The sequence below is a fragment of the Crystallibacter degradans genome (assembly GCF_012952295.1).
In the GTDB taxonomy this organism is placed as follows: Bacteria; Actinomycetota; Actinomycetes; order Actinomycetales; family Micrococcaceae; genus Crystallibacter; species Crystallibacter degradans.
The window spans coordinates 197,928-224,485 of sequence record NZ_JABBCH010000005.1 but is presented as its reverse complement, the minus strand read 5'-3'; the positions used below and the strand labels follow the sequence as shown (position 1 = coordinate 224,485).

Annotated in this window: 23 protein-coding genes and 1 tRNA gene; 11 read left to right on the top strand and 13 right to left on the bottom strand. The window is 65.5% G+C overall.

Annotated elements, in window-relative coordinates; all coding sequences use genetic code 11:
* Positions 1–110 precede the first annotated feature (110 nt).
* On the bottom strand, positions 111–2,882 hold the full coding sequence (gene polA, locus HGO92_RS11260; RefSeq protein WP_169994774.1) for a DNA polymerase I: 2,772 nt from the start codon (positions 2,880–2,882) through the stop codon (positions 111–113).
* On the opposite strand from polA, the gene HGO92_RS11255 reads away from it, so the two are divergent.
* Positions 2,881–3,363: a hotdog fold thioesterase gene (locus tag HGO92_RS11255; protein ID WP_205834390.1), complete on the top strand. Its 483-nt coding sequence runs from the start codon at positions 2,881–2,883 to the stop codon at positions 3,361–3,363. The two genes, polA and HGO92_RS11255, sit on opposite strands and share 2 nt — an antisense overlap.
* A gap of 25 nt (positions 3,364–3,388) precedes the next feature.
* On the opposite strand, the gene HGO92_RS11250 is transcribed toward HGO92_RS11255, so the two are convergent.
* The 3 genes from HGO92_RS11250 to HGO92_RS11240 are packed head-to-tail and all read right to left on the bottom strand — an operon-like array spanning position 3,389 to position 5,395.
* The gene (locus tag HGO92_RS11250; RefSeq protein ID WP_169994770.1) at positions 3,389–3,961 is read right to left on the bottom strand and encodes a dihydrofolate reductase family protein; all 573 of its coding nucleotides are present in this window, start codon (positions 3,959–3,961) and stop codon (positions 3,389–3,391) included.
* Between the two features lie 22 nt (positions 3,962–3,983).
* Complete coding sequence (locus tag HGO92_RS11245; protein ID WP_169994768.1) at positions 3,984–4,208, bottom strand: hypothetical protein; 225 nt, start codon at positions 4,206–4,208, stop codon at positions 3,984–3,986.
* A complete protein-coding gene (locus tag HGO92_RS11240; RefSeq protein WP_169994766.1) occupies positions 4,205–5,395 on the bottom strand; it encodes an inorganic phosphate transporter in 1,191 nt (396 codons plus the stop codon). Before HGO92_RS11240 ends, HGO92_RS11245 begins: the two co-directional genes overlap by 4 nt.
* Before the next feature lie 196 nt (positions 5,396–5,591).
* Here HGO92_RS11240 and HGO92_RS11235 point away from each other — a divergent pair, with 196 nt between their 5' ends.
* Positions 5,592–5,951 carry a nuclear transport factor 2 family protein gene (locus HGO92_RS11235; protein ID WP_169994764.1) on the top strand — a complete coding sequence of 120 codons (360 nt, stop codon included), beginning with the start codon at positions 5,592–5,594 and terminating at the stop codon, positions 5,949–5,951.
* Between the two features lie 39 nt (positions 5,952–5,990).
* Here the strand turns inward: HGO92_RS11235 and ligD (HGO92_RS11230) are convergent, their stop codons facing one another.
* Positions 5,991–7,013, bottom strand: a complete 1,023-nt coding sequence (ligD, locus tag HGO92_RS11230; RefSeq protein ID WP_169994762.1) for a non-homologous end-joining DNA ligase — start codon at positions 7,011–7,013, stop codon at positions 5,991–5,993.
* Between the two features lie 83 nt (positions 7,014–7,096).
* On the opposite strand from ligD (HGO92_RS11230), the gene HGO92_RS11225 reads away from it, so the two are divergent.
* Positions 7,097–7,717, top strand: a complete 621-nt coding sequence (locus HGO92_RS11225) for an L-threonylcarbamoyladenylate synthase (protein WP_169994759.1) — start codon at positions 7,097–7,099, stop codon at positions 7,715–7,717.
* A gap of 5 nt (positions 7,718–7,722) precedes the next feature.
* Here HGO92_RS11225 and HGO92_RS11220 read toward each other — a convergent pair whose 3' ends face one another.
* Positions 7,723–9,903 (bottom strand): elongation factor G-like protein EF-G2, encoded by a 2,181-nt coding sequence (locus HGO92_RS11220; protein ID WP_169994757.1) that lies wholly within the window; start codon positions 9,901–9,903, stop codon positions 7,723–7,725.
* Between the two features lie 119 nt (positions 9,904–10,022).
* Between HGO92_RS11220 and HGO92_RS11215 the strand changes: the two genes are divergently transcribed.
* Positions 10,023–10,688 carry an alpha/beta hydrolase family protein gene (locus HGO92_RS11215; protein WP_169994755.1) on the top strand — a complete coding sequence of 222 codons (666 nt, stop codon included), beginning with the start codon at positions 10,023–10,025 and terminating at the stop codon, positions 10,686–10,688.
* Positions 10,689–10,730: 42 nt separating this feature from the next.
* On the opposite strand, the gene HGO92_RS11210 is transcribed toward HGO92_RS11215, so the two are convergent.
* A complete protein-coding gene (locus HGO92_RS11210; protein WP_169994889.1) occupies positions 10,731–11,324 on the bottom strand; it encodes a DnaJ family domain-containing protein in 594 nt (197 codons plus the stop codon).
* 157 nt (positions 11,325–11,481) lie between these two features.
* On the opposite strand from HGO92_RS11210, the gene HGO92_RS11205 reads away from it, so the two are divergent.
* On the top strand, positions 11,482–12,219 hold the full coding sequence (locus HGO92_RS11205) for a VOC family protein (RefSeq protein ID WP_169994753.1): 738 nt from the start codon (positions 11,482–11,484) through the stop codon (positions 12,217–12,219).
* A gap of 24 nt (positions 12,220–12,243) precedes the next feature.
* On the opposite strand, the gene hrpB is transcribed toward HGO92_RS11205, so the two are convergent.
* A complete protein-coding gene (gene hrpB / locus HGO92_RS11200; RefSeq protein ID WP_169994751.1) occupies positions 12,244–14,940 on the bottom strand; it encodes an ATP-dependent helicase HrpB in 2,697 nt (898 codons plus the stop codon).
* A gap of 67 nt (positions 14,941–15,007) precedes the next feature.
* Here hrpB and HGO92_RS11195 point away from each other — a divergent pair, with 67 nt between their 5' ends.
* Positions 15,008–16,483, top strand: coding sequence for an MFS transporter (locus tag HGO92_RS11195; RefSeq protein ID WP_169994749.1), 1,476 nt, complete (start codon positions 15,008–15,010; stop codon positions 16,481–16,483).
* A 53-nt stretch (positions 16,484–16,536) separates the two neighbouring features.
* Here HGO92_RS11195 and HGO92_RS11190 read toward each other — a convergent pair whose 3' ends face one another.
* Positions 16,537–17,364, bottom strand: coding sequence for a VOC family protein (locus tag HGO92_RS11190; RefSeq protein ID WP_169994747.1), 828 nt, complete (start codon positions 17,362–17,364; stop codon positions 16,537–16,539).
* 97 nt (positions 17,365–17,461) lie between these two features.
* Between HGO92_RS11190 and arfB the strand changes: the two genes are divergently transcribed.
* Together arfB and ligD (HGO92_RS11180) are read left to right on the top strand one after the other, a co-directional pair.
* Positions 17,462–17,884 carry an alternative ribosome rescue aminoacyl-tRNA hydrolase ArfB gene (gene arfB / locus HGO92_RS11185; protein WP_169994745.1) on the top strand — a complete coding sequence of 141 codons (423 nt, stop codon included), beginning with the start codon at positions 17,462–17,464 and terminating at the stop codon, positions 17,882–17,884.
* Between the two features lie 62 nt (positions 17,885–17,946).
* Entirely contained in the window at positions 17,947–19,185 is a 1,239-nt protein-coding gene (gene ligD, locus HGO92_RS11180) for a non-homologous end-joining DNA ligase (protein WP_169994743.1), read from the top strand.
* Here the strand turns inward: ligD (HGO92_RS11180) and HGO92_RS11175 are convergent.
* Positions 19,180–21,183 carry a vWA domain-containing protein gene (locus HGO92_RS11175; protein WP_169994741.1) on the bottom strand — a complete coding sequence of 668 codons (2,004 nt, stop codon included), beginning with the start codon at positions 21,181–21,183 and terminating at the stop codon, positions 19,180–19,182. The two genes, ligD (HGO92_RS11180) and HGO92_RS11175, sit on opposite strands and share 6 nt — an antisense overlap.
* A gap of 27 nt (positions 21,184–21,210) precedes the next feature.
* Positions 21,211–22,599: a magnesium chelatase ATPase subunit I gene (locus HGO92_RS11170; RefSeq protein WP_169994739.1), complete on the bottom strand. Its 1,389-nt coding sequence runs from the start codon at positions 22,597–22,599 to the stop codon at positions 21,211–21,213.
* Positions 22,600–22,695: 96 nt separating this feature from the next.
* Here HGO92_RS11170 and HGO92_RS11165 point away from each other — a divergent pair, with 96 nt between their 5' ends.
* Both HGO92_RS11165 and HGO92_RS11160 read left to right on the top strand, forming a co-directional pair.
* The gene (locus tag HGO92_RS11165) at positions 22,696–23,355 is read left to right on the top strand and encodes an MSMEG_4193 family putative phosphomutase (RefSeq protein ID WP_169994737.1); all 660 of its coding nucleotides are present in this window, start codon (positions 22,696–22,698) and stop codon (positions 23,353–23,355) included.
* Positions 23,356–23,368: 13 nt separating this feature from the next.
* Positions 23,369–24,070 (top strand): SCO1664 family protein, encoded by a 702-nt coding sequence (locus HGO92_RS11160; RefSeq protein ID WP_169994735.1) that lies wholly within the window; start codon positions 23,369–23,371, stop codon positions 24,068–24,070.
* Positions 24,071–24,140: 70 nt separating this feature from the next.
* On the opposite strand, the gene HGO92_RS11155 is transcribed toward HGO92_RS11160, so the two are convergent.
* Positions 24,141–24,221, bottom strand: a tRNA-Leu gene (locus HGO92_RS11155).
* Positions 24,222–24,371: 150 nt separating this feature from the next.
* Between HGO92_RS11155 and HGO92_RS11150 the strand changes: the two genes are divergently transcribed.
* A complete protein-coding gene (locus HGO92_RS11150) occupies positions 24,372–24,965 on the top strand; it encodes an ANTAR domain-containing response regulator (protein WP_169994733.1) in 594 nt (197 codons plus the stop codon).
* Between the two features lie 68 nt (positions 24,966–25,033).
* Here HGO92_RS11150 and pyk read toward each other — a convergent pair whose 3' ends face one another.
* Complete coding sequence (gene pyk, locus HGO92_RS11145; protein ID WP_169994731.1) at positions 25,034–26,512, bottom strand: pyruvate kinase; 1,479 nt, start codon at positions 26,510–26,512, stop codon at positions 25,034–25,036.
* Positions 26,513–26,558 lie beyond the last annotated feature (46 nt).

Sequence of the window (26,558 nt, the reverse complement as noted above, 5' to 3'; positions counted from 1 at the left end):
TTGAACTCTCCTGGCAGAGCCGGCTTAAACGATCAAGGAAACCCTACCGGCAGTAAATGAGACAAAAATACCGCTGAAGCCGGCCCACGGACCGGCTTCAGCCATCCGGATCAGTGGCCGGCTTCGTTCCAGTTGCTGCCGATCCCGACCGACACATCCAGCGGAACAGTCAGCTCGGCTGCCGCCGCCATTTGCTCCCGCACCAGCTTCTCCACCGTCTCGCGCTCCCCCGAGGCGACCTCGAGTACCAGTTCGTCATGCACCTGCAGCAGCATCCTTGAGGACAGCTTCTGGCGCCTGAGCCCGGCCTCAACACCGAGCATTGCCTTCTTGATGATGTCCGCTGCCGAACCTTGGATGGGTGCGTTCAGGGCAGCCCGCTCCGACATCTCGCGCAGCTGGCGGTTACCGCTGTTCAGGTCCGGCAGGTAGCGGCGGCGGCCCTCAATCGTGGAAGTGAAACCGTCCTTGCGTGCCTGCTCGACAATGCCGCGCAGGTAGTCCCGTACGGCCCCGAACCGCGCGAAGTAGTCCTTCATCAAGGTCCGGGCTTCATCAACCGAAATCTTCAGCTGTTTGGACAGCCCGAAGGAACTCAGGCCGTACACCAGGCCGTAGGACATGGCCTTGACCTTGGCGCGCATCTCGCTGGTGACCTCTTCCGGGGCCACTCCGAAGATATGGGCGCCGACGAACCTGTGCAGGTCCTCGCCCTGGCGGAAGGCCTGGATCAGTCCCTCGTCACCGGACAGGTGCGCCATGATGCGCATTTCGATCTGCGAGTAGTCCGCGGTGAGCAGCGTTTCATAACCTTCCCCCACGATGAAGACTTCGCGGATGCGGCGGCCCTCTTCGGAACGGACGGGGATGTTCTGCAGGTTCGGGTTGTTCGATGACAGGCGCCCGGTCGCAGCCACTGTTTGCGCGTACGTGGTGTGGATGCGGCCGTCCTCGGCTACTGACTTTTTCAGCCCTTCCACCGTCTGTTTGAGTTTGGTGGCATCCCGGTAAGCCAGCAGCTGCACCAGGAACGGATGCTGCGTTTTGGTGATCAGATCATTCAGGGCGTCCGCATCAGTGGAGTAGCCGGTCTTGATCTTCTTGGTCTTGGGCAGTTCCAGCTCGTCGAACAGGACCGTCTGGAGCTGTTTCGGCGAACCCAGATTGATCTCCTTTCCGATGATCCGGAAGGCTTCCGAGCTTGCGGCATTGATAGTGGAGTTGAAGCCGTCCATCAGGCCGTCCAGCTTGTCCACGGCAACAGCAATGCCGTCCAGCTCCATCCGGGCCAGCACCAGCGACAGCGGCAGATCCAGCCCCGCCAGCAGCTGGTTCGCGCCCCGCTCGATGAGCTGGCCGGCGAAGTGCTCGCTCAGTTCCAGCGAGGCAAAGGCTTTTGCGACGGCGGGAGCCGCCACATCGTCTTCGCCCAGGCTCAGCTCCAGCTGACCGCCGCCGGGCGATGCCGCCGATGCTACCGAGAGTTTCAAGTGGTACTGTGCCAGCTCGGCCAGATCGTAGTTGCGGCGGTCCGGCTGGATCAGGTACGCGGAGATCGCCGTGTCATCAACGACGCCCGCCAGCTCGAGGCCTCGGACGGCGAGCAGCTTGTAGGCCGACTTGAAATCGTGGATGACCTTGGGTGCATCCAGATCCTCCAACCACTCCGCAAGCCGGCGCTCGGCGTCGGCGTCGAGGCCTTCAAAGGCAACGTAAGCGGCGGCCGTGGGGCTCACCAAGGCCAGCCCCACGGCGTCGTCCCCTGCTGTGGATTGCTCGCTGACCAGTTGCACGGCGACCGGGAGCTGGTTGGTGCTGTCGAGCCAGTCGTCCAGTTCCTTCTCGTTCGTCAGAACCACGTGCTGCGGTGCGTGGACCTCGGTGTCCTCGACCTGCTCTTCGCCGCCAAAGGTGTCGATCAGCCGCTTGCGCAAAGTGTTGAACTGGAGGGCATCGAAGAGTTCCTCGATGGCGTCACGGTCCGGCTGCTGCAGGAGCATGGTTTCCAGGTTGACCGGCAGGTCCATGTCCCTGAGCAGATGATTGAGCCGGCGGTTGCGCTTGACGTCCTCGACATTCGCCCGGAGGGCGTCACCGACCTTGCCGCCGATGGAATCCAGGTTCTCCAGTATGCCGTCCAGACCGCCATACTGGTTGATCCACTTGGCGGCCGTCTTCGGCCCCACGCCCGGCACGCCGGGGAGATTGTCCGCGGTCTCGCCGACGAGCGCCGCCAGATCCGAGTAGCGGGCCGGGGACACGAAGTACTTCGCCTCCACAGCCGCGGCGTCCATGGGCGGGATGTCGCTGATGCCCTTCTTCGGGTAGAGCACCGTCACGCTGTCCGTGATGAGCTGGAACGCATCCCGGTCGCCCGAGACCACCAGCACATCCCAGCCGGCCGCTTCGCCCTGGGTGGCAAGGGTGGCGATGATGTCATCGGCCTCGAACCCGTCCATGGAGATGGTGGGGATCCGCATGGCCTCCATGAGCTTGATGATCAGGTCCACCTGGCCATGGAATTCCTGCGGGGTCTTGCTCCGGCCGCCCTTGTATTCGCTGTATTCCTGGTCGCGGAATGTGGGAGTGTCAAGGTCGAACGCCACCGCCACGTGCGTCGGCTTGTGCTCGCGGATCATGACCAGCAGCATGGAAGTGAAACCGTAGACAGCGTTGGTGTGCTGCCCGGTATCCGTGGAGAACTTGTCCGCCGGGAGGGCGTAGAACGCCCGGAATGCCATGGAATGGCCATCGATGACCAGCAGGCGCTTTCGTTCCTGGATGGAATTTTCTTCAGGGGCTGCGGCCGTGGCCGTCAGCGTATCGCCGGCTGGGGACACCGGTTTGTTAGTTTCACTCACAGGTGCCAGCCTAGTTCCCATGAGCGACAATTTCACACCGGAAGCGGTTCCGGCGGCAGCACCGGATTTGACTGAAGAGCTTGTTTCCGCAGGGGTGCCGGTGGAACTGCGTCCGTGGCTGCGGCATATGGGCGTGGGCGCCTTAGTGGTGAAAATGGGGATCGTTTTTTCGCACATGAGTGCCGAGCGGATGGTTGCCACCATGCCGGTCGAGGGCAATACGCAGGTGGCCGGGATCCTGCACGGGGGTGCGCACACGGTGCTGGCCGAAACCTTGGGATCCTTCGCCGCTGCCATCCATGCCGGACCTGACCGGCACGCGCTGGGCATCGAAGTCAGTGCTACCCATCACCGTGCCGCGGCCGCGGGGCTGGTGACCGGCACGGCCACCGCCATCCACTTGGGCCGGACCCTGACGGTCCACGAAGTGGTCATGACCGATGACCAGGGGCGCCGGCTTTCCACCGCCCGCATCACCAACATGATCAGGGCCAACGCGTAAGCAGGGATTACGAGTAAATCCTGGCCTACCGGCCCGTTTCGGTTGCGGGACCGCCGGCGGCGAAGCGGTAGCTTAGTTCCATCATGCCGGCGCCAAGGGTCCGCGAGCCAAGCAGCTGGGCAGGTTCCGTCGCCGTACCCACGGGCAGCAGGCTCTTGCCCCGGCCGATCGCGACCGGGACGTATGTGACAATCAACTCGTCCAGCAACCCGGCGTCCAGGTACTGCGCGGCCAAGGAACCGCCGCCGACTATCCAGACGTCCTTGTCGCCGGCGTCCGCCACAATGTTCGCGTGGAACAGCGAGATATCCCCGCGGACAAAGGTGATGTCCGCGCCGGTAATGCCCGGCAGCTCGTGGTGCGTGAAGACCCAGGTAGGCATCTGTCCGTACTCCCAGGCATCTGCGCCGCCCTGGTCCAGAATGAACTTGTACGTCTGGGAGCCCATGACAATGGCGCCGATCCCCGCGATGAAGGACTTGTAGCTGTCCGCCACGCCTTCGGCGTCGTTAAACCGGAACAACCAGTCCAGCTTGTCGTTTTCGTCCGCGATGTACCCGTCCAGCGAGCTTGCAACGTAGTAGAGCGTGCGTGCCATGGGCCCATGCTAGCCCGGTTCGTTAGTGAAGAGCAGGCACAATCAAATAGATGCCGTACAGCACTGCGGCAACGCACACCGCAAAGCAGGCATAGGCGCACAGCCGAACCGCCGATTGCCGGGTTGGACCGGCGTCCGTGGCTACCGCCAGCAGGCGCACGCCCAGCCCGTAGAACCCGACCACGACCATGGAAGCCACTAATGTGGCGACAGCGACAATCACAAAAGCAAACCAGTCGATACTCATAGTCCTGCCTCCAGCCGGTCTTTCTTTTTCTTGCGTTTGCGCTTGATCTTGACTACCTCGCCCGCCTGGTCGACGTCGCTGATGGCGTTGTCATGGCCGACCTTGGACCGTCGGGAAACCATGTACATCGCGAGGATGATCAGGATTCCCGCGACCGCGTCGATGATGATGCCCGCCACGCCGAGGTGGGCCACCCAGGCCGCAAGTGCACCGACGCCGCCGGCGGCAGGCAGGGTCAGCAGCCAGCCGATACCGATCCGGCCCGCGGTGTTCCAGCGGACCTTGGCCCCTTTGCGGCCCAGCCCGGAGCCGATCACGGAGCCGGAGGCGACCTGTGTGGTGGAGAGCGCAAAACCCAAGTGCGACGACGCCAGGATGGCCGACGCCGTGGATGTCTCGGCGGCGAAACCCTGCGCCGGCTTCACCTCGGTCAGCCCCGAGCCCATGGTCCGGATGATCCGCCAGCCACCGGAGTAGGTGCCCAGGGCGATGGCCAGACCGCAGGCGGCGATCACCCAGAAAGCCGGGCCGCTGCCAGCCGACTGGAAGCCGCCGGCGATCAGTACCAGGGTGATGACGCCCATGGTCTTCTGGGCATCGTTGGTACCGTGGGCCAGTGCCACTAGCGACGAGGAGAAGATCTGCCCATAGCGGAAGCCGCCGCGTTTGGGTGCAGCTGAATTTCCCTGCCGCCGGGTTATGGCGTACGCCAGCTTGGTACCCAAGTAGGCCACGGTGCCGGCGATCAGAGGCGCCAGCACGGCCGGCAGCAGGAGCTTGGAGACGACGACGCCGTAGTCCACCGCGGCGAATCCGGCACCGACGATGGCGGCGCCAATCAGGCCGCCGAACAAGGCGTGCGAGGAGCTCGATGGCAGCCCCAGCAGCCAGGTGATCATGTTCCACACGATGGCCCCGATCAGGCCGGCAAAGATCATGACGGGGCTGATCTGGATTCCGCCCTCGCCTTCCCTGATCAACCCGCCGGAGATGGTCTGGGCCACTTCGGTGGACAGGAAGGCGCCCACCAGGTTCAGGATGGCCGCCAACAGGACCGCGGCCTTGGGCTTGATGGCACCGGTGGCGATGGGGGTTGCCATCGCATTCGCCGTGTCGTGGAAGCCGTTCGTAAAGTCGAAGAACAAGGCCAGTGCTATGACAAGCACGACCATTAAGGTGAGATCCACCTGGTGCCCAATCTGGTCAGCGGGAAAGTTCAGCTGCCGTTCACCCGTGGGTCATGATTGGTTCAACTGCGGGTGCGGCGCTTACCGATTGTAGATGCCGCAGGAACAGCGACAAACCCCATCCGGCCGCCATAGGTCGGTGAAGCGGCGGATCCTTGGGCTTGTGGCGCGAACCCGCGGGCAGTACAACTGGTCCATGAGCGGCTATCTTGAGGCATGGATCACGGACTATCGGCGGGCGTGGGAATCGAATGAGCCGGACGATATCCGCGCGCTGTTTACCGAGGACGCCGAATACCGGACCGATCCGTGGGTAGTGCCGTGGCGGGGACACGAGGAGATCGTGGCCGGGTGGCGGAAGAAGCGGGATGCTCCGGGAAGCACGGCGTTCGAATGGTCCGAACTGGTCGCCACCCCGGACGTGTCGATCATCCAGGGCACCACGGTTTACCGGGACGGGCCGACCTACAGCAACCTGTGGGTGATCAAACTGACGTCCGAGGGCCTGGCCCGGGAGTTCACCGAGTGGTGGATGGACCAGAGCAATCCTTCATAGCCAACTGCTCCAGCTCGGTCGCAGCCATCCCGAACGCGTCTAGCTCTTCTTCTTCGCCCGGCTTGGCTGCACCCGCGGGGGTTCGCCCGGCATCTTCGGGTAGTCGGGCGGGAACGGCATCTCGCCGAGGCCTGCCGCCAGATCGCGCTCCCACCACTTCAGGAGCACATCGATGGTGCCCTGATTCGCATGCATGTCCGCCCACGGGTCGCCGGTGGTCCTGAGCCGGTCCGGCACCGTGGCGATAGTGAACTGCTTCGGATCAGCCTTTTCCAGCTCGTCCCACTCAAGCGGACAGGAAACGGGAGCATGGGCCAAGGCCCGGGGACTGTAGGCGCCGGCCATGGTGCGGTCCCGGTTGGCCTGGTTGAAGTCCACAAACACCCGCTGGCCCCGTTCCTCCTTCCACCAGTTGGTAGTGATCTGCTCCGGCATGCGGCGTTCAAGTTCGCGGGCTGCGGCGATTACTGCGTGGCGTACGTCCAGGAACTCGCGGGTAGGTTCGATCGGTGCGAATACGTGCAGCCCGCGGTTGCCCGACGTCTTGATGAACGCGGTCAGCCCGGCCTCGGCGAGTACCGATCGAAGCTCCAGTGCGGCGGGAACGGCGTCGTCAAAGTCGGTGCCGGGCTGCGGGTCCAGGTCAATGCGCAGTTGGTCGGGATTGTCAGTGTTGTCGGCGCGCGAGGGCCAGGGGTGGAAGACGATCGTGTTCATCTGCACAGCCCAGACGGCGGCGGCCGGTTCATCGATGACCAGCTGGGGGTGCGATCTGGCGCTGGGGTAGATCACCTTTACGGACCGCACGAATTCGGGCGCGCCCTTGGGCGGATTCTTCGAAAAGAACATTTCGCCGTCGATTCCCTCGGGAAACCGCTGAAGGGAGACCGGGCGATCACCGTTTGCGGCGACGAACGCATCGCCCACGTCGGCGACGTAGCGGGCGAGGTCCAGCTTCGTCAGGCCCAGGTCGGGCCACAGCACCCTGCTGGGACTGGAAATGCGCATTTCCCGCTCGCCGTGGGGTCCCTCAACCGTGAGCGTCGTTGCTTCGCTGGCCATGGGAACAACATACAGACAACCGCGGCGGGCGTCACCCACTCCCGGCGAATGCGTGATCCGCGATTGGTCCGTAAGCTCGTGACATGGCGAGATACTTTGATGTTCATCCTGAGGACCCCCAGCCGCGCGCCGTCGGGCAGATCGTCGATCTGGTGCAGTCGGGCGGGCTGATTGCGTACCCCACGGACTCCTGTTACGCGCTGGGTGCGCAATTGGGGAACAAGGAGGCGCTGGATCGGATCCGCACCATCCGGCAGCTCGATGACAAGCACCACTTCACCCTGGTCTGCAAGGATTTTTCCCAACTGGGGCAATTCGTCCTGATTGACAATGACGTCTTCCGCAGCATCAAGGCGGTCACGCCGGGCAGCTACACCTTTATCCTGCCGGCGACAAAGGAAGTTCCGCGCCGGCTGCTGCATCCAAAGAAGAAGACCGTGGGTGTCCGCATCCCCAATAACAAAGTGGTCCATGCTCTTCTGGCGGAACTCAACGAGCCACTGCTCTCCAGCACCTTGCTGCTGCCCGGCCAGGAGGAACCGCTGACGCAGGGTTGGGAGATTAAGGAACGCCTCGAACACGTTGTCGACGGCGTGGTGGACTCCGGTGACTGCGGTGCCGAGCCGACCACCGTGATCGATTTCTCGGGCGGCGGCGCCGAGGTTGTCCGCCGCGGCATGGGTGACCCTTCCCGGTTCGAGTAGGGGCCTTACCCGGCCACGGCTGCCGGTGTGACATTGGAGGGTACCGGTTCGTGCCGCAGGTAGCGGCGGCTGAACGTGCCGGTTCCTGCCGCCAGCGAGCGCAGCTGGACCGCGTACCGCAGCAATTCCTCATCCGGCACTTCGGCGCTGATCTCGGTTCGGTCGCCGCCGGCCGACGTCGTTCCCGTCACCCGCCCGCGGCGGGACGACAAGTCGCTGAGCACGGCGCCAACATGGTCATCGGGAACGGTGACCGTCACGGCTGAAACCGGTTCCAGCAACTGGATGCGCGCCCCCGCCGCCGCTTCACGCAGGGCCAGCGCCCCGGAGGACTGGAAGGCAGCATCCGAGGAGTCCACACTGTGGGCCTTGCCGCCTACCAGGGTCACCCGGATGTCCACCACGGGAAACCCCGCGGCGACGCCCTTGAGCAGCTGGGCCCGGACGCCTTTCTCCACCGAACCAATGAACGGCCCCGGGATGGCCCCTCCGACGATCCTGTCGACAAACTCGAATCCTGCCCCGCGCCCGAGAGGCTCAACCTCTATGTCGCAGATGGCAAACTGGCCGTGGCCACCGGACTGCTTGACGTACCGGCCATGCCCCTTGGCCGGCCTAGCGAAGGTCTCCCGCAACGGCGTGATGACATTGACCGTCTCCAGCTGGACTCCCTGGTCGGCCAGCCTCCCCAGCACCACGTCCGCATGGGCTTCACCCATGCACCACAGCACCAGTTGGCGGGTTTCGGCGTTCCGCTCCACCCGCAGCGTCGGATCCCCTGAAGCCACCTTCGCCAGGCTACGGGCGAGGGCGTCTTCATCGCCATGCGACGCTGCCTCGACCGCCACCGGCAGCAGCGGTTCCGGCATAGGCCACGGTTCGATCAGCAACGGTGTGTCCTTGGCCGAAATCGTGTCGCTGGTTTCGGCATTGCCCACCTTGGTCAGCGCACAGATATCCCCGGCCACGCAGAACGGCACCGCCTGCAGGGCCGCTCCGACCGGGGCATGCAGATGGGTGACCCGCTCGTCGCTGTCATGGTCCTGGTGGCCCCGCTCGGCCAGCCCGTGCCCGCTCACGTGGATAGCAATGTCCTCGCGTAAAGTGCCGGAGAACAAGCGCACCAGGCAGACCCGGCCCAGAAACGGATCGCTGCTGGTCCGCACTACCTGGCCGGCGAGCGGACCCTCCGGGTCGCACTTCAGCGCCAGGGCCGGCTTGCCATAGAGGTTCATCACCGCCGGCAGGTCGCGTTCGGCGGGCGAGGGGAAGGCCCGGGTGAGCAGATGCAGCACTTCGGCGGTCCCGACCAACGTCTCCGCCGAGACGGGCACCACCGGAAAGAAGGAACCACGGGCGACGGCGGTCTCCAGGTCCCCGACCAACGTTTCCTCGGCGATCTGCTCACCACCGAGATAGCGGTCCATCAGCGTCTCATCCTCGCTTTCGGCGATGATCCCCTCGATCAGCGCACCTCGGGCGGATTCCGCCGCGGCAAGTTCGTCCTCGGTCGCGGCACGTTGGGCAGGCTGCAGCTCCCCGGCCGGGTATTCCGACACCGTGCCTGAGAGCAACCCGTGCAATCCCCTGAAGGTTTCGCCGGCCCCCACCGGGAGGTAGAGGGGCAGGACGGCATCACCGAATGCCTGCTGGGCAGCTGCGAGCGCCCGGGCGTAATCGGCCCGGGGATGGTCAAGCCGGCTGATCGCCACGGCCCGCGGCATTGCGGCTTCTTCGCACTCGTTCCATAGTGCGATGGTGGCCGCATCTATATCGTCCACGGCCGACACCACGAACAGCACTGCATCCGCGGCGCGCAGTCCGGCCCGCAGTTCGCCGATGAAATCCGCGTATCCCGGCGTGTCGAGCAGGTTCACTTTGACGTCGCTGAAAACCACCGGGACCACGGACAGCGACACCGACCGCTGCTGGTGGATCTCCGCGGGATCCGAGTCACTGACCGTCGTCCCGTCGGCAATGGAACCCATCCTGGCGATGGCTCCAGTGGCAGCCAGCAATGCCTCGGCCAGCATCGTCTTCCCTGCCCCCGAATGCCCCACCAGCGCGACATTGCGGATCTCCTCCGGCCGCTCGGCGTGCATCGCCGTGGTCCCGTCCGCCCGCCGCAGCGCTGTCCCGGAGCGCCCGGGCCCCTTTCCCGGACCGTTTGTCCCTTTTACCGACATGACATCTCCCCTAGCCCTCACCTAGCCGCAGCCGCCTGTGCCATTCCCTGTGCTTAGATTCGACACCCGCGGCAGCGGAAACGGCAAGGGTTGGGTGGCGCATCCAGCATGATGGATACATGGCCATCTCTGAATCCCCCGTCAGCATCTCCGTCGGCGAGACACCGGTCTCGGGCGTCTATGCCCGGCCCGATAACCCGCTGGCCACAATGGTCGTGGCACACGGGGCAGGCGCTGGCATGGAGCATCCGTTCCTGCAGGGCTTCACCCGGGCATTGAACGAAGACGGCGTAGCCACCTTGCGCTTCAACTTCCCCTACCGCGAGGCAGGCAGGAAGTTCCCGGACCGCGCGCCGGCCGCAATCGCCGCCTGGCGGGCCGTCATGGACTTCGCCGCCGCGGAATCGAACGGCGAACCGCTGTGGGCGGCCGGCAAATCCTTCGGCGGGCGCATGGCCTCGATGGCCGTCGCCGAAGGTATGCCTGCAGCGGGACTGGTCTACCTCGGCTACCCGCTGCATCCGCCAGGCAAGCCGGAGAAGCTCCGCGATGAGCACCTCTACGGACTGACGCTGCCGATGCTGTTCCTCCAAGGGACGCGGGATCCGTTCGCCACGCCTGAACTCCTGGAGAAGGTTGTTTCCCGCATCGGCGCGACTGCTGTGCTGCAGTGGCTGGAAGGCGGCGGCCATTCCTTCGAGGTCGCGGGCCTGAAGCGCAGTGCAGACCAGGTCGGTGCTTCCCTGGCGGAACCCGCCGCGGCGTTCCTGCAAGCCAACAGCTGACTCCGCTTCGGCCGGAACCCGTCGGAACGCGGCTGAAATCCCTTACGCCTGCCAGCTCCAGATCCGCCGCCACCAGGAACGCTTGATTTCCGGTGCCGGCGTGGCCGGGGCTGCTGTCGCACGGGCTGCCTTGCGTTCACGCCAACGGGCCACCTCGCCGTCGACATCCCTGGTCTTGGTAATGACCGGCGGTCCGCCGAGCAGCTGACGCCGGGCCTCGATCACGCGGGTATTGAAGTCCTCGACGATCTCGCGGACCTGCTTCTCCGTGTACTGCTTGTCCAGCACCTGGTCCAGCTCGGCGTCCTCGGTGCGCAGCATAATGGCTGCCGGTCCCAGCCCGGTGATGTGTTCGCGCTGGATCAGGCCCTTGATCCACCAGTCGGGGTCGTAGCGCTCCCCCAGCCCCGGGATCGGTTTTCCGGCATACTCCAGATTGTCGAATTCACCGCGCGCCATTGCATCGCGGATGAGGTAGTCCGCCTTGGCCGCGTCGCTGATCTTGTTGCGCTTACGCCGCGATTCCTCGTCCGCGTCCGTGCTGTGAGTCCGGCGGCCGCCGGAAGCACGCGCGGCACGCAGTTCGGCCGCGCGCGCCAGCCTTCGCTCATGCTCGCCGGAGCTCATGCCGCCCATCATCTGCCACCTCCTTGGGTACTGAACCACGCCGATTTCTGATGCCATTATCGTCCCAGCACCCAGCACCCAGCACCCAGCACCCTGCGGCACCGGCAACGGACACCTGAACGTGCCTCTTTATCTCGGGTAGTGCCTCGGTATAGGGTCGGGCGGTATGGCGTTGCGACTTGTTCAGGTGAATTTCAAGGCTCGGGACGACTCGGCGCTCGGGCGGTTTTGGGCGGAGGCACTCGGCTGGGGCGTTTCCAGCGAAGGCCCCGGTGTGACCAACGTTGAACCCGTGGACTTCGACTGGCCGGACCCCGTCGCCGTCTGCGTCGATGTGGTCACCGTCCCGGACCCCGAGACCGTGAGGTACCGCACGCACCTCGATCTCAATACCACCTCTGCCGCCCATCAGACAGGGCTGGTCACACGCCTGAAGGAGCTCGGTGCGACGCCGGTGGATGTGGGCCAGGGTGATGTGCCGTGGACGGTTCTGGCCGACCCGGAGGGCAACCTGTTCCGCGTGCTGGAGCCTCGATCGGTTTACCGGGACACCGGGCCGATCGCCGCGGTGATGGTCAACTGTGCGGATCCCCGCGCCATGGCCCGGTTCTGGAGCGAGGCGATGGACTGGACCCTGCACGAGGTGACCGACGATCATGCGAGGCTGCGTTCGGCCAAGGGCGTCGGTCCGTATCTGGAGTTCCTTCGCATCCCCGTCCTGAAGACCGAGTCTGGCCGTGTCCATCTGGACCTGATGCCGTACCCCGGTGACGATCAGGCGGCGGAGGTGGCCCGGCTGACGGCTTTGGGCGCCACTGACCTGGACGTCGGCCAGGGCGATGTGCCCTGGGTATGCCTCGCCGACCCAGAGGGCAACGAGTTCTGCGTCCTCACCCCGGGCTGAGCCGTATGCGCGGGTACGTACGGGTCAAGCTTTCCTCGTCACCCGTGCCGTAGCCCGCGCCGTCCAAGGATCCTCGGGCCAGGGGTGCTTCGGATAGCGGCCGCGCATTTCCGCCCGGACCTGCGCGTAGGGTCCGGACCAGAAAGAGGCCAGATCGTCCGTGACGGCCAGTGGGCGCCGGGCCGGCGAGAGCAAATGGAACAACACCGGCACCCGCTCATCCACCAGCCGCGGCGTCCGTGCCCAGCCGAAACACTCCTGTAGCTTGACCGCCACCACCGGGCGGCCGCCTCCGTCCTCCACCGCGGGGTAGTCTATCCGCACCCGCGAACCGCTCGGTACTTCCAGCGACTCGGGTGCCAGTTCCCCGAGCCGTGCCGCCTCCGGCCAGGGCAGCAGCCGCCGCAAGGGATCGGTCAGCTTGACCGCATTCGCCGGAGTGCCGCCGGCCAAGGCCTCGATCTCCGGCGACAGCCACTCATCCAGCCGTGCAATAAGTGCCTCGTCGGAAACGTCCGGCCAGGGTTCGCCCAGTTCGCGGTGCAGCAGGGCGAGCCGGCGGCGCAGAACGTCCGCCGCCGTCGACCATCCGATGACCGACAGCCCGTCCTGCTCCAGCGCGCGAATCACTGCGGCGCGCCCCTCGGACAGCGGGGGCCGGATCGGAGTCGAGGACAGCACAATGGCGCCTAGCCTGCGTTGCCGCCGGGCCGTCACCCTGCCGGTTGCGAAGGACGCTTCCATGGTTTCGGCCAGCAAGTGGCGGGCCGCCGCCTCCGCGGTCTCCGCAGTCAGCGGTGCGGCCGAACGGATCACGGCGCCGGTTCCGGCCGCAGCGCGCCCCTGTGCCCTGGATACCTCGGCGACGGCCAGCCATTCGTGTCCGGCCAGCGTGCTTTCGGCGGGCAGGCCAGCCCGGGTACCGGAGGCCAGCAGATACTGTGCCGGTCCGCCGCCCGGAACGCGGTGGGCCACGCGGTCGGGGAACGCCAGGGCAACGACGAACCCCACCGCATCTCCCTCCGGCACAGGCTCCGATGGTTCCCCCTCAAGTACGACGCCGGAAACCTCCTCGCGCACGATTCCCTCCAACCGCCGCACCTCCTCTACCCAGCGCGCGGCCGCGGGTTCCTGTCCCGCCCGCAGCGCCGACAGCAGCCGGGTCAGGTCCGCGCCCTGCGCTCGCAGATCGCCGGAGACCATAGCGACAATCTCCGCCGCGCTGGTCCGTTTCGTTGTGGCGGAACGCCGCAGCAGAGCGGAGCCGTCCAGCAAGGCCCGTCCCAGCCTCGGGTCCGCCGGGATCCGGGCCAGCGTCCTGCCCAGCTCCGTGGCATGCCCGGAGAGCTCCACCGCGCCTAGATCGCGCAGCACCTCGACCGCCTCATCCATCGCGTTCCGGGGAGGATCGTCCGGCAGGGCCAGTCCCTGGCCGCCGGGTGCGCCCCAGCAAGCCAGAACCAGCGCCGCGCCGGTCAGGTCCGCGGCCATGATCTCGGGTGTCCGGTGGGCCGGGGCAGCCCCGAAAGTCTTCTGGTCGTAACAACGCACCACCGTGCCGGGGCCCTGCCGGGCGGCGCGTCCCGCACGCTGCTCGGCGGACGCACGGGAGCAGGAGACGGTGACCAGACCGGACATGCCCCGTGCGGCATCCCGCCTTGGCTCGCGCGACAGACCCGCGTCAACCACTAGCCGGACACCCGGAACTGTCAGCGAGGATTCGGCGAGCGCCGTGGACACGATGATCCGCGGCGGCCCGCCCAGCTCCCGGCCGGAGACCGCACGGTCCTGGGCCGCCGGACCTGCCTGCCCGTGCAGTTCCAGTACCTCGGTCCCCGCACTGTGGCTGCGCAGCCGGTTCCGGATGCGCGCGGCAACATGGGAAACTTCCCAGGCGCCGGGCACGAAGACCAGGGCGTCGATCCCCGGATCGGCTGCGAGCGCTTCCTGGTGCGACGTCGCCGCTGTATCCGCTACATGGTCCAGGAAAGCGCGGGTCACGCCGCGTCCGTCCAGCCGCGCCACCGCTGCCGGCGCCCAGACCGTTGCCAAGGGATGGAGCGCGGAAGGACAGTCGACAACGGTAGCCGGCCCCTCGCCGTCGTACTTGCCGATCAAAGCGGCGAACCGCGGGGCGTCGAGTGTGGCGGACATGGCCACGAACGTCAGATCGCCGCGCAGTTCGCGGACTTCGGCGAGCATGCCCAGCAGCAGGTCGGTCTCGAGCCCTCGTTCGTGGACCTCGTCAAGGATCACCGCATCCGTGCCTTCCAGCCCCGGATCCGCGAGCAGGCGGCGCAGCAGGATGCCCGGGGTAACGAACTCGATCAGCGTTCCAGTTCCGGTCCGGCGTTCACCCCGGACCGTGTACCCGACGCGGTCGCCGAGCCGGCTGCCGTCCAAAACGGCTAGACGACGGGCAGCAGAGCGTGCCGCAACACGGCGCGGCTGGGTGACCACAACGCGGGGAAGTCCGCCTCGTTCCCGGGCTACACGTCCGGCCCTGTTCCAGGCGAGGTTCGCCAGCAGCGGGGGCACCAAGGTGGTCTTGCCGGTACCGGGAGGAGCCTGCACCACGGCGGATCCGGCCGGGCCTCCGGCATTGACCGCCACGGCCAGCTCGCCCAGCGACTCTGCAAAGACCAGACCGGCACCGATGGCTGCCAGGTCGAAGGGGCCGGGGCTGCTGGCGGGGCCGGAGGGGAGGTACGCAGAAGTCACGTCTCCATTGTGCCTTGGTCCTGTTGCAGGGGCGCAGCCCTTCCGTTAGCCGGGCCAAAGGAGCATCATGAGTGGCACAACCGCTGCCGAAGACCGTTACGACGACGATAAGGACGGAACCTTGAATACAACGCCTCCCTCCGATCCTGGTCGGTCGGGCCATCCCCACCATCGGCGTCCGCGAAATCCCGGAGAAGCCGACGACGCCGCACCGTTGGCCCCCATCCAGACCGACCCCAAAAAAGCGCGCAGAGCGCTCTGGGGCTCATACGTCGGCACCTCCCTGGAGTGGTACGACTTCTTCCTGTTCGGTACCACCGCCGCGATCGTCTTCGCCCCGCTGTTCTTCGGCGGCGACGACCCGGCGTTGCGGACCATCCAAGCCTTCCTGACCTTCGGCGTCGGCTTCATCGGCCGGCCGCTCGGCGCCCTGGTCTTCGGCCACTTCGGCGACCGGCTGGGCCGCAAGGGCATCCTCGTCATCACGATCGTGGTCATGGGCGTGGCATCCGCCCTCATCGGCGTGCTGCCGACCTTCGAGACGGCGGGTATCGTGGCCCCGATCCTGCTGGCCACGCTGCGTTTCGTCCAGGGACTGGCAACCGGCGGCGAATGGGGCGGTGCCACCCTGATGGCCGTCGAGTCCGCGCCGCCGGAGAAGCGCGGTTTCTACGGCGCCGTCGTCCAGCTCGGCTCCCCCACCGGCACACTGCTGTCAAGCCTGATCGTGGCCGGTGTTGTGGCCTGGACCGGGGACCAGTTCCTCGAATGGGGCTGGCGGATCCCCTACCTGATTTCGATCGTGCTCGTGGCGGTCGGTGTCTGGCTGCGCCTGGCCGTTGACGAAACGCCCGACTACCGTGCCGCCGCCGCCGACGCCGCACCAGGCGCCCACAAGACCATCCCGGTGGTCGAGATCTTCCGGCACATCCCCGGCCGCCTGGTTGTGGGCATCTGCACCTATCTGTTCGGCAACGCCGGCTTCTTCCTGCTCACCACATTCATGATCAGCTACGTCAGCAGAGTCCTGGAGCTGGATCCCACGGTGATCCTCACGGCCATCTCCTGGGGCGCCGTCGCACAGATTATTTCGATGACCATCGCCGGCAAGGTCGCAGACCGGATCACCCCGGCGAAAATGGTGGTGATCGGCTACGTGATCGCCGTCGTCGTTGCTTTCCCGATCTTCTGGCTGGTCGACACGCGCAGCTCGCTGCTCATCACCGTGGCCATGATCCTGGGGCTGGGTTTCGCGTCCATTCCGTATGCACCCGTGGGGACAACGCTCACCCAGCTCTTCCCGATCCGGCTGCGCTATTCCGCCATCGCCCTGTCCGCGAACATCTCCGGCATCATTGCCGGGTTCATGCCGGCGCTCGCCGCCTGGATCCTGACCATGACGGGCGGCAGCTCGGTGGGCCCGGCCATCCTGCTGTTTGCCATCGCGCTGACCTCACTGATCGGCTCAATCATCGCCCGGCGGATGATCGTCGCCGACCACCACGCCGGCCTGCAGGGCGGTGAGCCGTTCCCCACCCGCTGAGTCGAAAATTACGACGACGGCGCCACGTCCCTCCCGCCGGTCACGCTTCTCTTTCAGACGCCCGTCGGCGCGAATTGGCTGGCCGTGAACTCCGCTCCCTGGGGGTCACGGATCAATGCGCTGCGGGTCCATTCGTTGTCGTCCTGCCCAAGGACTTTCGCGCCAAGCCGCTCAGCGTCAATCACGGTCTGGTCGCGATCGGCCACTGTGAACGAGACATGCCAATGCGGCACCTCGTCAGGGGCAACCGGAGCCAGCCAAGCGACCGCATCCTCGAAACCCACCGGGGTGGCGATCTCCGACTGCCGTGCTCTGATGCCTGGGTCGGTCGTCGCTTCCAGGTGGTCTCCATAGCCGGGTCGGCGGATCAACTTGCCGAAGCCGATGTCGTCTACTTGCCAGCCGAACGCCTGCTCATAGAACGCAATGGCGGCATCGGCACCGCTCGTGTGAAGATCGCTGAAATTCCATGCTCCCGGCTGGTTGGCCAGCTGCACGCCCGGCCGCCGTTTGGCTTCCCAAAGGCGGAACTCGACGCCCTCCGGATCGGTCAGCACGGCACCGCGGCCGCCCTCTCCCGCATCGGCCGGGGCAGATCGGAGAACGGCGCCGGCAGCAACCAGACGCTCCGCCGCGGCATCCGCGCTGTCAACGGAGACGTAGGTGTTCCACTTGGCAGTTCCCTCGCGGGGACCGGCGATGGCGCCGACGTCCTGGCCGTCAAGCTTGACAATCACATAGCGGTCCGGCGATTCCGGAGGCATCACATCTTCAAACGTCCAGCCGAAGATGCCGCCGTAGAATTCAATGGCTGCCTCGACATCGGGCTGCTCCGTATCGATCCAGCACGGGACACCTAGTGGATAAGTACGCGTGGTCATGACTGGCTCCAATCCATCCGCACAGCCTAGTCATTCATGACGCGGCTGGGAACTCCCTGCAGCTGGGAAAATTCCAATACTGTGCAAGGCTGGTTACATGGATCTGGAGGTGTCGCGCGCGCTCACGATTCCCGCGTCGGAACTGAGCTGGCGGTTCTCGCGTTCGTCCGGGCCAGGGGGCCAACACGTCAACACTTCGGACAGCCGCGTCGAGCTCTCGTGGAACGTCGCCGACTCGGCAGCGCTTTCGGATGTGCAACGGCTGATGCTGGTCGAGCGTCTCGGTTCACGACTCATCGCCGGAGTGATCACGGTGACCGCCTCCGAGCGGCGCTCCCAGTTGCGCAATCGCGAGATTGCACTGGCTAAACTCGCCGACCTCGTGGCGCAAGGTCTTGCTCCCGAAGCTGCTCGCCGCCGGGCAACCAAACCCACCCGTGGTTCGAACCGGCGGCGCCTGGAAGCAAAGCAACAGCGTGCGGCGACTAAACAGCAACGAAAGCGACCGCCTGCCGAGTAGTACCGTCCAGTCGACATCACCAACCTGTGGCTGGGACAGCCGATCGTTGCTAGCGTGGTGGAATGACGCCGTCGAAGACCCCGGCCGAGATCCTCAACATCGCCGGTTCCGAGGTCCGCATTTCGAGTCCGGACAAGATGGTGTTCCCCGAGCCCGGGCTGACGAAACTCGACCTGGTTCGCTACTACCTCGCCGTCGCGGACGGTGCGTTGCGTGGCGCCGGTGGCCGGCCAATGGTACTCAAGCGCTTCCCGAAGGGCATCGACGCTGAGCCGTTCTTTCAGAAGCGCGTGCCCGAGAACCACCCCGAGTTCATCGACACGGCAACGCTGCATTACGCATCGGGGACATCAGCCGAGGAGACGGTGATCCGGGATGCCGCCGGCCTGGCATGGGTGGTGAATCTTGGATGCCTGGACCTCAACCCGCATCCTGTGCGCGCGGAGGACCTCGAGCACCCCGACGAGCTCCGGGTCGACCTCGATCCGATGCCGGGGGTCGACTGGTCACAGATCGTCGACGTCGCGTATGTAGCGCGTGAGGTGCTCGACGACGTGGGACTTACGGGCTGGCCGAAGACGAGCGGGTCACGCGGACTCCACATTCTGGTGCGCATTGCGCCGAAATGGACGTACCGCGACGTGCGGCTCGCCGCCGAGACCCTCGCCCGTGAGGTCGAGAACCGCGCTCCCGGCCTCGCCACCGCGCGGTGGTGGAAGGAGGAGCGCGGCGAGAGCGTGTTCGTCGACTTCAACCAGAACGCCAAGGACCGCACCGTGGCGTCGGCATACTCGGTCCGGCCCCTGCCCGATGCCCGCGTCTCGACGCCGCTCGCATGGGACGAGGTCCGCTCCGCCCTGCCCGAACAATTCACCGTGCGCACGGTGCCCGAGCGGTTCGCCGAGCTGGGAGATCCTCATGCCGGTATCGACGACGCGGTCGGCACACTTGACGGGCTCCTCGCCTTGGCAGCCGAGCTTGGCCCCGCCGAGAAGCCGCCACGCGGCGGCGACGGCTCCGGCCGCCGGCAGTCGATGATGCCGCTCATCGAGGTGGCACGCACCAAGACCAAGTCCGAGGCATTAGCGGCGCTGGAAGAGTGGAAGACTCGGCATGCGGACCTCGTCCCGGCCTTGCACCCAGCCGATGTGCTCGTCGATGGAATGCGCGGATCGAGCTCGCTCTGGTACCGGGTGCGGGTGAACCTGCAGCACGTTCCCGAAGCGGAGCGTACGCCGCAGGAGGAGCTCATCGCTGATTACGACCCATGGGCAGGCAAGGAGTGGCCGGGGCGTCTATGAACCCCAATCGATGTCGTCGTAGGTGCCGTGGAAGTGGGCGCGGAGGTACTCCCCCACAACGGCTGCGCCGAGATCCCCGGGCTCTGGAGCGACGATCCGGCCGTCGATTCGGCGGACCATTTTTTGGACGAAACGTGCTAGTCCTGGGTCGTCGCCGAGCCGGAAAAACGTGGCTTGCGTGCCGGCACGTCCAAGCCGGTCGAGTTCGGCGACTGTTACGCGGATTGTCTCCGGATCGGGTGGCCAGGAGAACAGCGACTCGCCGTCGGACAACAGATGCGCGGTAGGTTCGCCGTCGGTGACCACAAGGAGGACGTGCTGCATTGAAGGGTGCCGCCGGAAGAAGCGATTGGCCAGCAGCAGGCCATGATGCAGGTTTGTTCCCTGCTCCCGCAGCGCCGGCAGGGCCGTGAGGTCGCCGATGTCCATGGACTGCGCGTAGCGGCCGAAAGTGATCAGCTGCAGCCGGTCCCCACGAAAACGGGTTGAGACCAGTTGGTGCAAGGCGAGCGCGGTACGTTTCATCGGGACCCACCGTCCCTCGGCGGCCATCGAGAACGACACATCGACCAGCAGGGCGACGGCGGCCTGGGTGCGGGCCTCCGTTTCCGCCACCTCGATGTCGCCCGGTCCGAGGCGCAGACCGCGGCTCGGATCGCCGCCGTCGGCCATTGTCCGGCGGATCGCGTTTGTCAGGGTGCGTGTGACGTCCCACGGCTCGGCGTCCCCGAACTGCCACTCACGGCTGGAGCCGGTCTGATCGCCCGCTGCCCCGGCGACACGCGTATCCCGGCGTCCCTGTCGGCCGGACAGCTGCTTGGCAGTGTCCCGCAACAGCGACTTCCCCAGCCGCCGCATGGCCTGGGGCGACAATCGGAGGTCGCCGTCGGCACCGCGCCGCAGATAACCGCTGTCCTGCATCGACCGTTCGATGTCCGCGAGGGCGCGGGCCGACACAACGGCATTTTGACCGAGTTGGCGTGCGAGGGCGTCCAGATCCAGATCATCGAGGCGTGATCCGTTGGCGGACTGGGAGAGCTGCTCGGCGAGCTCGTCGAGTTCGGCGACGTCCTGGAGCACTCCCGTGCCGTCGCCCAGCCCGAGTCCTTCCTGTCCCTCGAAGCGCTCGGAGCCGGTCCAGTCCTCGCCGGGCCGCAGGGCACGCAGGCTCGAGTCGAGCTGATCGAGCTGCGCCATGAGTTCGGGCGAGCCGAACGCTTGGGCCGACAGACGCATCAGCTCATCTCGCTGCTCCTGGGACATGGATTGCAGAAACCGCTGGGCGGCGGCAGCCCGCTGGGCAAGGGCATCGATCAGCTCCTCGACCGATTCCGGGTTCTCCGGAAAAACGCTGCCGTGCTGAGACATGAACTTCTGAAAGTCTTCGTCGGTGTCCTCGCCACGCCGGTGTTTGTCGAGCAGCTCGTTCAGATCGCGCAGCATGCCGCGCACGGCTTCGCGGTCTTCGTCGGTGGCATTCTCGAGCGCCTGTTTCATGCCGGCGAACCGCTGATCAAGAACCTCTCGGCCCAGCAGGTCCTTGATCCGTTCGTAGGCCTCCCGGGCCGTGCTCGACTGCCAGTCATAGGAGGCGAGCTCATTGACCGCTGCGGCGGTGGACGAGGGCAAGTTCTGCAGCTGCATCTCCCGGAATGCACGGTCGGTGTTGTCCATCATGGCGTCGCGGGCCAACTGCTTGCGTTCCTCCAGCACGGCGGTGTCGAGCAGCTTCCGGACTTCACTGAGGGTGCCGTCCAGCCGGTGACGGCTCAGCAGGTCCCGTCGGCGTTGCTGAACACGGCCGGCGAGGTCGTCCAGCCCTTCACGGTCCCGGCCGCCGCGGCGCAGGAACTCCTGCAGGGCGTGCCGGGGCGAGTAGCCTGCCATGACGTCTTCGGCGATCGCGTCAAGCGCCTCGGCTAGATCAACCGGCGGGGCGAGCGGATCGGGTCCGCCCGTGTACCGGCCGTACCGGGAGGACCGATGGTGAGCGCTCATGATGCTGCCTATCCGTAGTCCTGATTCCTAGCCGTAGATCGTTTCCCCGTCGTCGGACTCCTTGGAAATCCGCCGGGCGAGGAAAAGGCCCTCCAGTGCCAGTTCGATTGCGGCAGCGCGCTGCCCCTCGTTTTTCGCCCCCAGGCGCGCGCCGATCTGGTCGTACAGGTCGGGTCCGTCAAGAGCCGGGAGGTTCGCAAGGAACTCCCGCGCGGTGACTTCTTCCCCGGTGGTTACGGTCGTGTGGCCGTCGAGCGCAGCAACGAGCGGCCCGAAATCGATGCCGCGGTAGTGCATCCGCACGGCCTCGGCAGTGGCCGTGCGCACGAGGTGGTCGAGGACGGCGCGCTCCCGCCCCTCTTCACCCGATTCGAACTCAATCTTGCCGGAGAGGACATCGACAGCACTCTCCAGATCGACAATCCTGGCGACTGCCTCATCTTCCCCGCGCACGGCAGCCCGGCGCAGCGCTGCCGCGGCGACCGTCTCAGCGCCCGCGATGCCGAACCGCGCCGACACTCCGGAACTTTGGTTGACTGCCGGGGATTGACGGAGCGCACGGGTGTAGCGGGCCAGGATCTCGAGGATGATGGGCGAAACGTCGGCGACCAGCCGACCCTCCTGCGCAATCACTGCAACTTCGTCTTCCAGCTCGATCGGGTAATGGGTGCGGATCTCAGCGCCGAAGCGGTCCTTCAGTGGAGTGATGATCCGGCCGCGGTTGGTGTAGTCCTCCGGGTTCGCCGAGGCGACGACAAGCACATCGAGGGGCAGCCGAAGGACGTAGCCGCGGATCTGGATGTCGCGCTCCTCCATCACGTTGAGCATCGCGACCTGGATACGCTCGGCAAGGTCGGGCAGTTCATTGATGCCGATGATGCCGCGGTTGGAGCGGGGGACGAGACCGTAGTGGATGGTTTCCGGGTCCCCGAGCCGACGGCCCTCCGCTACCCGCATGGGATCGACGTCGCCGATAAGGTCGGCGACAGAGGTGTCAGGGGTGGCGAGCTTCTCGACGTAGCGTTCCGAGCGGTGCCGCCAGGCCACACGCAGCCGGTCCCCTTCGGTGAGGGCACGGGCGCCGGACAGCTCGGTGATCGGTTCGTACGGGTGTTCGTTCAGTTCCGATCCCTCGATTACCGGAGACCACTCGTCGAGGAGCCCGACCAGGGAGCGCAAGAGCCGCGTCTTGCCTTGTCCCCGCTCGCCGAGCAGGACAACGTCGTGGCCGGCGATCAAGGCACGCTCGAGCTGGGGAAGCACCGTGCGGCTGAAACCAAACATGCCGGGCCACGGATCGCGGTCTGCGGCAAGCGCGGCGAGCAGGTTGTCGCGGATCTCGCGGCGCAGGTCCTTGTGGACATGGCCGGCTGCACGTAGTTCACCGACGGTGAAGATTTCGGGACGATCACTCACACCTCAAAGGTAGTCCTCGAACTGCTGTGAATCGAGCATCCGACTTTCTCATGATTCCATCGCGTCAGCACCTGGGACCGCATACGCTGGATTTTGATGACTGCAACAACACCGTCGGCGCCAGCAAAACCGCCGAGTACCCTGCTCCTTCTGGTGCGCCATGGGCAGACGCCCACGACGGGCAAGGTGCTGCCCGGGCTTGCCCCCGGACTACACCTCTCCGACGGTGGCCGGGTCCAGGCCCAACGGGTCGCGGAGCGGCTCGCAGCGCTTCCGATTGACGGCATCTACTCCTCGCCACTGGAACGCGCTTGCGAAACTGCCGAGCCGACGGCAGCCAGGACAGGGCTCGAGGTGAACGAGCACGCCGGACTGATCGAGTGCGACTTCGGCGCGTGGACCGGTGCCGCGCTCGCCGAACTGGCGGTTTTGCCGCAGTGGCAGACCGTACAGCACACTCCGTCCGCCTTCCGCTTCCCGGAGGGGGAAAGCTTCGCACAGATGCAAGCGCGGATGGTCGGCACCCTCGAGGCGCTGTGCGCCTCGCACGCTGACGGCGTCGTCGTTTGCTTCTCCCACGCCGACCCGATCAAGGCCGCCGTTGCCCATGCCCTGGGCACGCATCTGGACCTCTTCCAGAGGGTCGTTATCAGCCCGTGCTCGGTCTCGGTCATCTCCTATGTGGAGGGTCAGGCGCCCGCCGTGCTCATGGTGAACTCGACCCTTGAATCCTTGAGTGGGTTGAGGGCGTCGTGAAACGGGTCAAACTGTGTCCGAACGGCAGCTGACACTGCTCGCCGAGGGCCGCATCGAGATCCTCGGACGTATCCTGCGCAGCAGCAACGCGACGTTCCTCGTCCAAGTCTCCTGCCGGGAGGAGTCAGCGTGGGCAATTTACAAGCCGGAGGCCGGGGAACGGCCGCTGTCCGACTTTGAGCCTGGGCTCTACCGGCGGGAACGTGCGGCTTATCTGCTGAGCGAGTATCTGGGGTGGGGCCTAGTTCCGCCGACAGTGATTCGCGAGGACTCTCCCTTGGGCATCGGGTCGCTACAGTGGTTCGTCGAGAACGACCAGCGTGAGCATTACTTCACGCTCTTTGCAGAATCAGCCGAAACTCGTGACTGCTTGGCGCAGATCGCCCTGTTCGATTGCATCGCCAACAACACTGATCGCAAAAGTGGGCACGTGCTGCGCGGCTACGACGGACGGGTATGGGGCATCGACCACGGGCTGTGCTTCGCGGCACACTTCAAACTGCGCACCGTGATTTGGGATTTCGCCGGTGAACCTATCCCGGGCGCTCTGCTGGATGACATCGCCCCACTCGCACAAGCGGTGCCTCCCGACGTAGCCGAACTCCTCGACGACATGGAGGTTGCCGCCCTGCGGCTCCGGGTGAAGCGCCTGCTGCATGAGCGGGTGCTTCCGGTCGACGACACCGGCATGCGTTACCCGTGGCCGCTCGTGTAAGCGCAGAGAAATCGGAGCGAGCGTTGTCCACCCTTAAACACAAAAAGCTCCTGGACCAGGAGCCTATTTGTGCCCGAGGTGGGACTCGAACCCACACACCTTTCGATACTGCATTTTGAGTGCAGCGCGTCTGCCATTCCGCCACTCGGGCCAGGAACACATTCACCGTAAATTCAATGACGATCAACAGTCCTTTGTGAAGACTGTCATGCTCCTTGAGTGCGCGAATCTACTCTACATGCCGATAGGCTATTTCCGAGAACCGCAGCAATAGGGTTACAAAACTCATCGAGGAGTACCAGTGTCTGAGCAAACCGAGTCCACCCCCACACGCCGCGTTGTCGTTGCCGAAGACGAAACTCTGATCCGCTTGGACATCGTTGAGATCCTCCGCGGCGAAGGATTCGACGTCGTTGCCGAAGCCGACAACGGGGAAAAGGCCGTCGAGCTGGCCACCGAACTCAAGCCGGACCTCGTGCTGATGGACGTCAAGATGCCGGTCATGGACGGGATTACCGCGGCCGAACAGATTGTGAAGGCGCGCATCGCCCCCGTGGTGCTGCTGACCGCCTTCAGCCAGAAGGAACTGGTCGAGCGGGCACGCGACGCGGGCGCGATGGCCTATGTGGTCAAGCCGTTTACGCCCGCCGATCTGGTGCCTGCCATCGAGATTGCGCTCTCCCGCCACCAGGAGATCAAGGCACTGGAGTCCGAGGTCTCCGACCTGCAGGAGCAATTCGCCACGCGCAAGCTGGTGGAACGGGCAAAGAGCCTCCTCATCACCAAGATGGGCCTGACCGAGCCCGAAGCCTTCCGCTGGATCCAGAAGACCTCCATGGACCGTCGCCTGAGCATGCGCGAAGTTGCCGAAACCATCATCAACCAGGTCAACTAGCCCCGCGAACGCCAGTGGCCGGTCCTGAACGGGACCGGCCACTGACGTTTAAGGATGCTGCACCTGCCCTATGTGGGCCAGGGACCTACCTTCTCGTGCCGGGGGTTCGAGCCGTTCAGCAACTCACCGGCGTCTGCGAGGTCACCGACACGGTGGACCTTCAGCGAATTTGTCGATCCGGCTTTTCCGGGAGGGGAACCGGCGGCGATGACAACCAGGTCGTCAATGTCCACCAGTCCCTTCTCGTAAAGCACACGGTCAACTTGGGCGGTCATCTTGTCCGTATGCTCGACGAACTCCACCAGCAGCGGCTGGATGCCCCAGATCATTGACATGACGTTCAGGGTGGACTGCAGCGGGGTGAAGGCGAAGATCGGCCGGCCAGGGCGCAGGCGGGAGAGCCGGCGTGCCGAGTCCCCGGACTGCGTGAAGGTGCAGAGGTACTTCGCGTCCAACTGGTTCGCAATTTCGACGGCGGCACGGGTGATGGCGCCGCCGCGGGTCTTGGGCTTGCTGCCAAGCGGCGGGACACGGTCCAGGCCATGCTGCTCCGTGGACTCGATGATCCGGGCCATCGTGTTGACCGTTTCCAGCGGGTACGCGCCCACGCTGGTCTCGCCGGAGAGCATGACCGCGTCGGCACCGTCCAGCACAGCATTGGCACAGTCGGATGCCTCGGCACGGGTAGGCCGCGGGTTCTCGATCATGGACTCCAGCACCTGCGTCGCCACAATCACCGGCTTCGCCCAGCGGCGGGCTAATTCGATGGCCCGCTTCTGAACCACGGGGACATCCTCGAGCGGCAGTTCGACGCCAAGGTCACCGCGGGCCACCATGATGGCGTCGAAGGCGTCAATGATCTCTTCGAGCGCATCCACGGCCTGGGGCTTTTCGATCTTCGCGATGACCGGTGTGCGGCGGCCTTCCTCGTCCATGATCTCGTGCACGCGGCGCACGTCGGCTGCGTTGCGCACGAAGGAAAGGGCTACCATGTCCACGCCCGTGCGGATGGCCCAGCGCAGGTCCGCCTCGTCCTTCTCGCTCAGTGCCGGAACGTTGACCGCGACACCGGGCAGGTTGATGCCCTTGTTGTTGGAGACGGTGCCTGCCACGGTCACTTCTGTGACAACTTCGGTGTCGGTGACCTTCACGGCACGCAGGGCGACTTTGCCGTCGTCGATCAGCAGCGGATCTCCCGCGTTAACGTCCTGCGGCAGGCCCTTAAAGGTGGTCGAACACCGCTCGGCCGTGCCTTCGATATCTTCGGTGGTGATAGTGAAGGTGTTCCCCACCTTGAGCTCATGCGGGCCGTCCGCAAAGCGGCCGAGCCGGATTTTGGGTCCCTGGAGGTCGGCGAAGATGCCAACAGGTTTACCCAGCTCGGCCGCGGCGCGGCGCACATTTTCGTAAGTTCCCTGATGCACGCTGTAGTCGCCATGGCTCATGTTCATGCGGGCAACATCAACGCCCGCTTTGAGGACTTCCAAGGTGCTTTCGTAGCTGGAAATAGCAGGACCAAAAGTTGCAACTATTTTCGCTCGTCTCATAAACCTAGCCTAGTTCTCTCATGCAGTTATGGGCGTATCCACGGCG

Bases quoted from the DNA above. Each gene is read 5' to 3' on its own strand.
- HGO92_RS11255 (WP_205834390.1), top strand. From the start codon at position 2,881: ATGAGCGACAATTTCACACCGGAAGCGGTTCCGGCGGCAGCACCGGAT.
- polA (WP_169994774.1), bottom strand. From the start codon at position 2,882: ATGGGAACTAGGCTGGCACCTGTGAGTGAAACTAACAAACCGGTGTCC.
- HGO92_RS11250 (WP_169994770.1), bottom strand. From the start codon at position 3,961: ATGGCACGCACGCTCTACTACGTTGCAAGCTCGCTGGACGGGTACATC.
- HGO92_RS11245 (WP_169994768.1), bottom strand. From the start codon at position 4,208: ATGAGTATCGACTGGTTTGCTTTTGTGATTGTCGCTGTCGCCACATTA.
- HGO92_RS11235 (WP_169994764.1), top strand. From the start codon at position 5,592: ATGAGCGGCTATCTTGAGGCATGGATCACGGACTATCGGCGGGCGTGG.
- ligD (WP_169994762.1), bottom strand. From the start codon at position 7,013: ATGGCCAGCGAAGCAACGACGCTCACGGTTGAGGGACCCCACGGCGAG.
- HGO92_RS11225 (WP_169994759.1), top strand. From the start codon at position 7,097: ATGGCGAGATACTTTGATGTTCATCCTGAGGACCCCCAGCCGCGCGCC.
- HGO92_RS11220 (WP_169994757.1), bottom strand. From the start codon at position 9,903: ATGTCGGTAAAAGGGACAAACGGTCCGGGAAAGGGGCCCGGGCGCTCC.
- HGO92_RS11215 (WP_169994755.1), top strand. From the start codon at position 10,023: ATGGCCATCTCTGAATCCCCCGTCAGCATCTCCGTCGGCGAGACACCG.
- HGO92_RS11210 (WP_169994889.1), bottom strand. From the start codon at position 11,324: ATGGGCGGCATGAGCTCCGGCGAGCATGAGCGAAGGCTGGCGCGCGCG.
- HGO92_RS11205 (WP_169994753.1), top strand. From the start codon at position 11,482: ATGGCGTTGCGACTTGTTCAGGTGAATTTCAAGGCTCGGGACGACTCG.
- HGO92_RS11195 (WP_169994749.1), top strand. From the start codon at position 15,008: ATGAGTGGCACAACCGCTGCCGAAGACCGTTACGACGACGATAAGGAC.
- HGO92_RS11190 (WP_169994747.1), bottom strand. From the start codon at position 17,364: ATGACCACGCGTACTTATCCACTAGGTGTCCCGTGCTGGATCGATACG.
- arfB (WP_169994745.1), top strand. From the start codon at position 17,462: ATGGATCTGGAGGTGTCGCGCGCGCTCACGATTCCCGCGTCGGAACTG.
- ligD (WP_169994743.1), top strand. From the start codon at position 17,947: ATGACGCCGTCGAAGACCCCGGCCGAGATCCTCAACATCGCCGGTTCC.
- HGO92_RS11175 (WP_169994741.1), bottom strand. From the start codon at position 21,183: ATGAGCGCTCACCATCGGTCCTCCCGGTACGGCCGGTACACGGGCGGA.
- HGO92_RS11165 (WP_169994737.1), top strand. From the start codon at position 22,696: ATGACTGCAACAACACCGTCGGCGCCAGCAAAACCGCCGAGTACCCTG.
- pyk (WP_169994731.1), bottom strand. From the start codon at position 26,512: ATGAGACGAGCGAAAATAGTTGCAACTTTTGGTCCTGCTATTTCCAGC.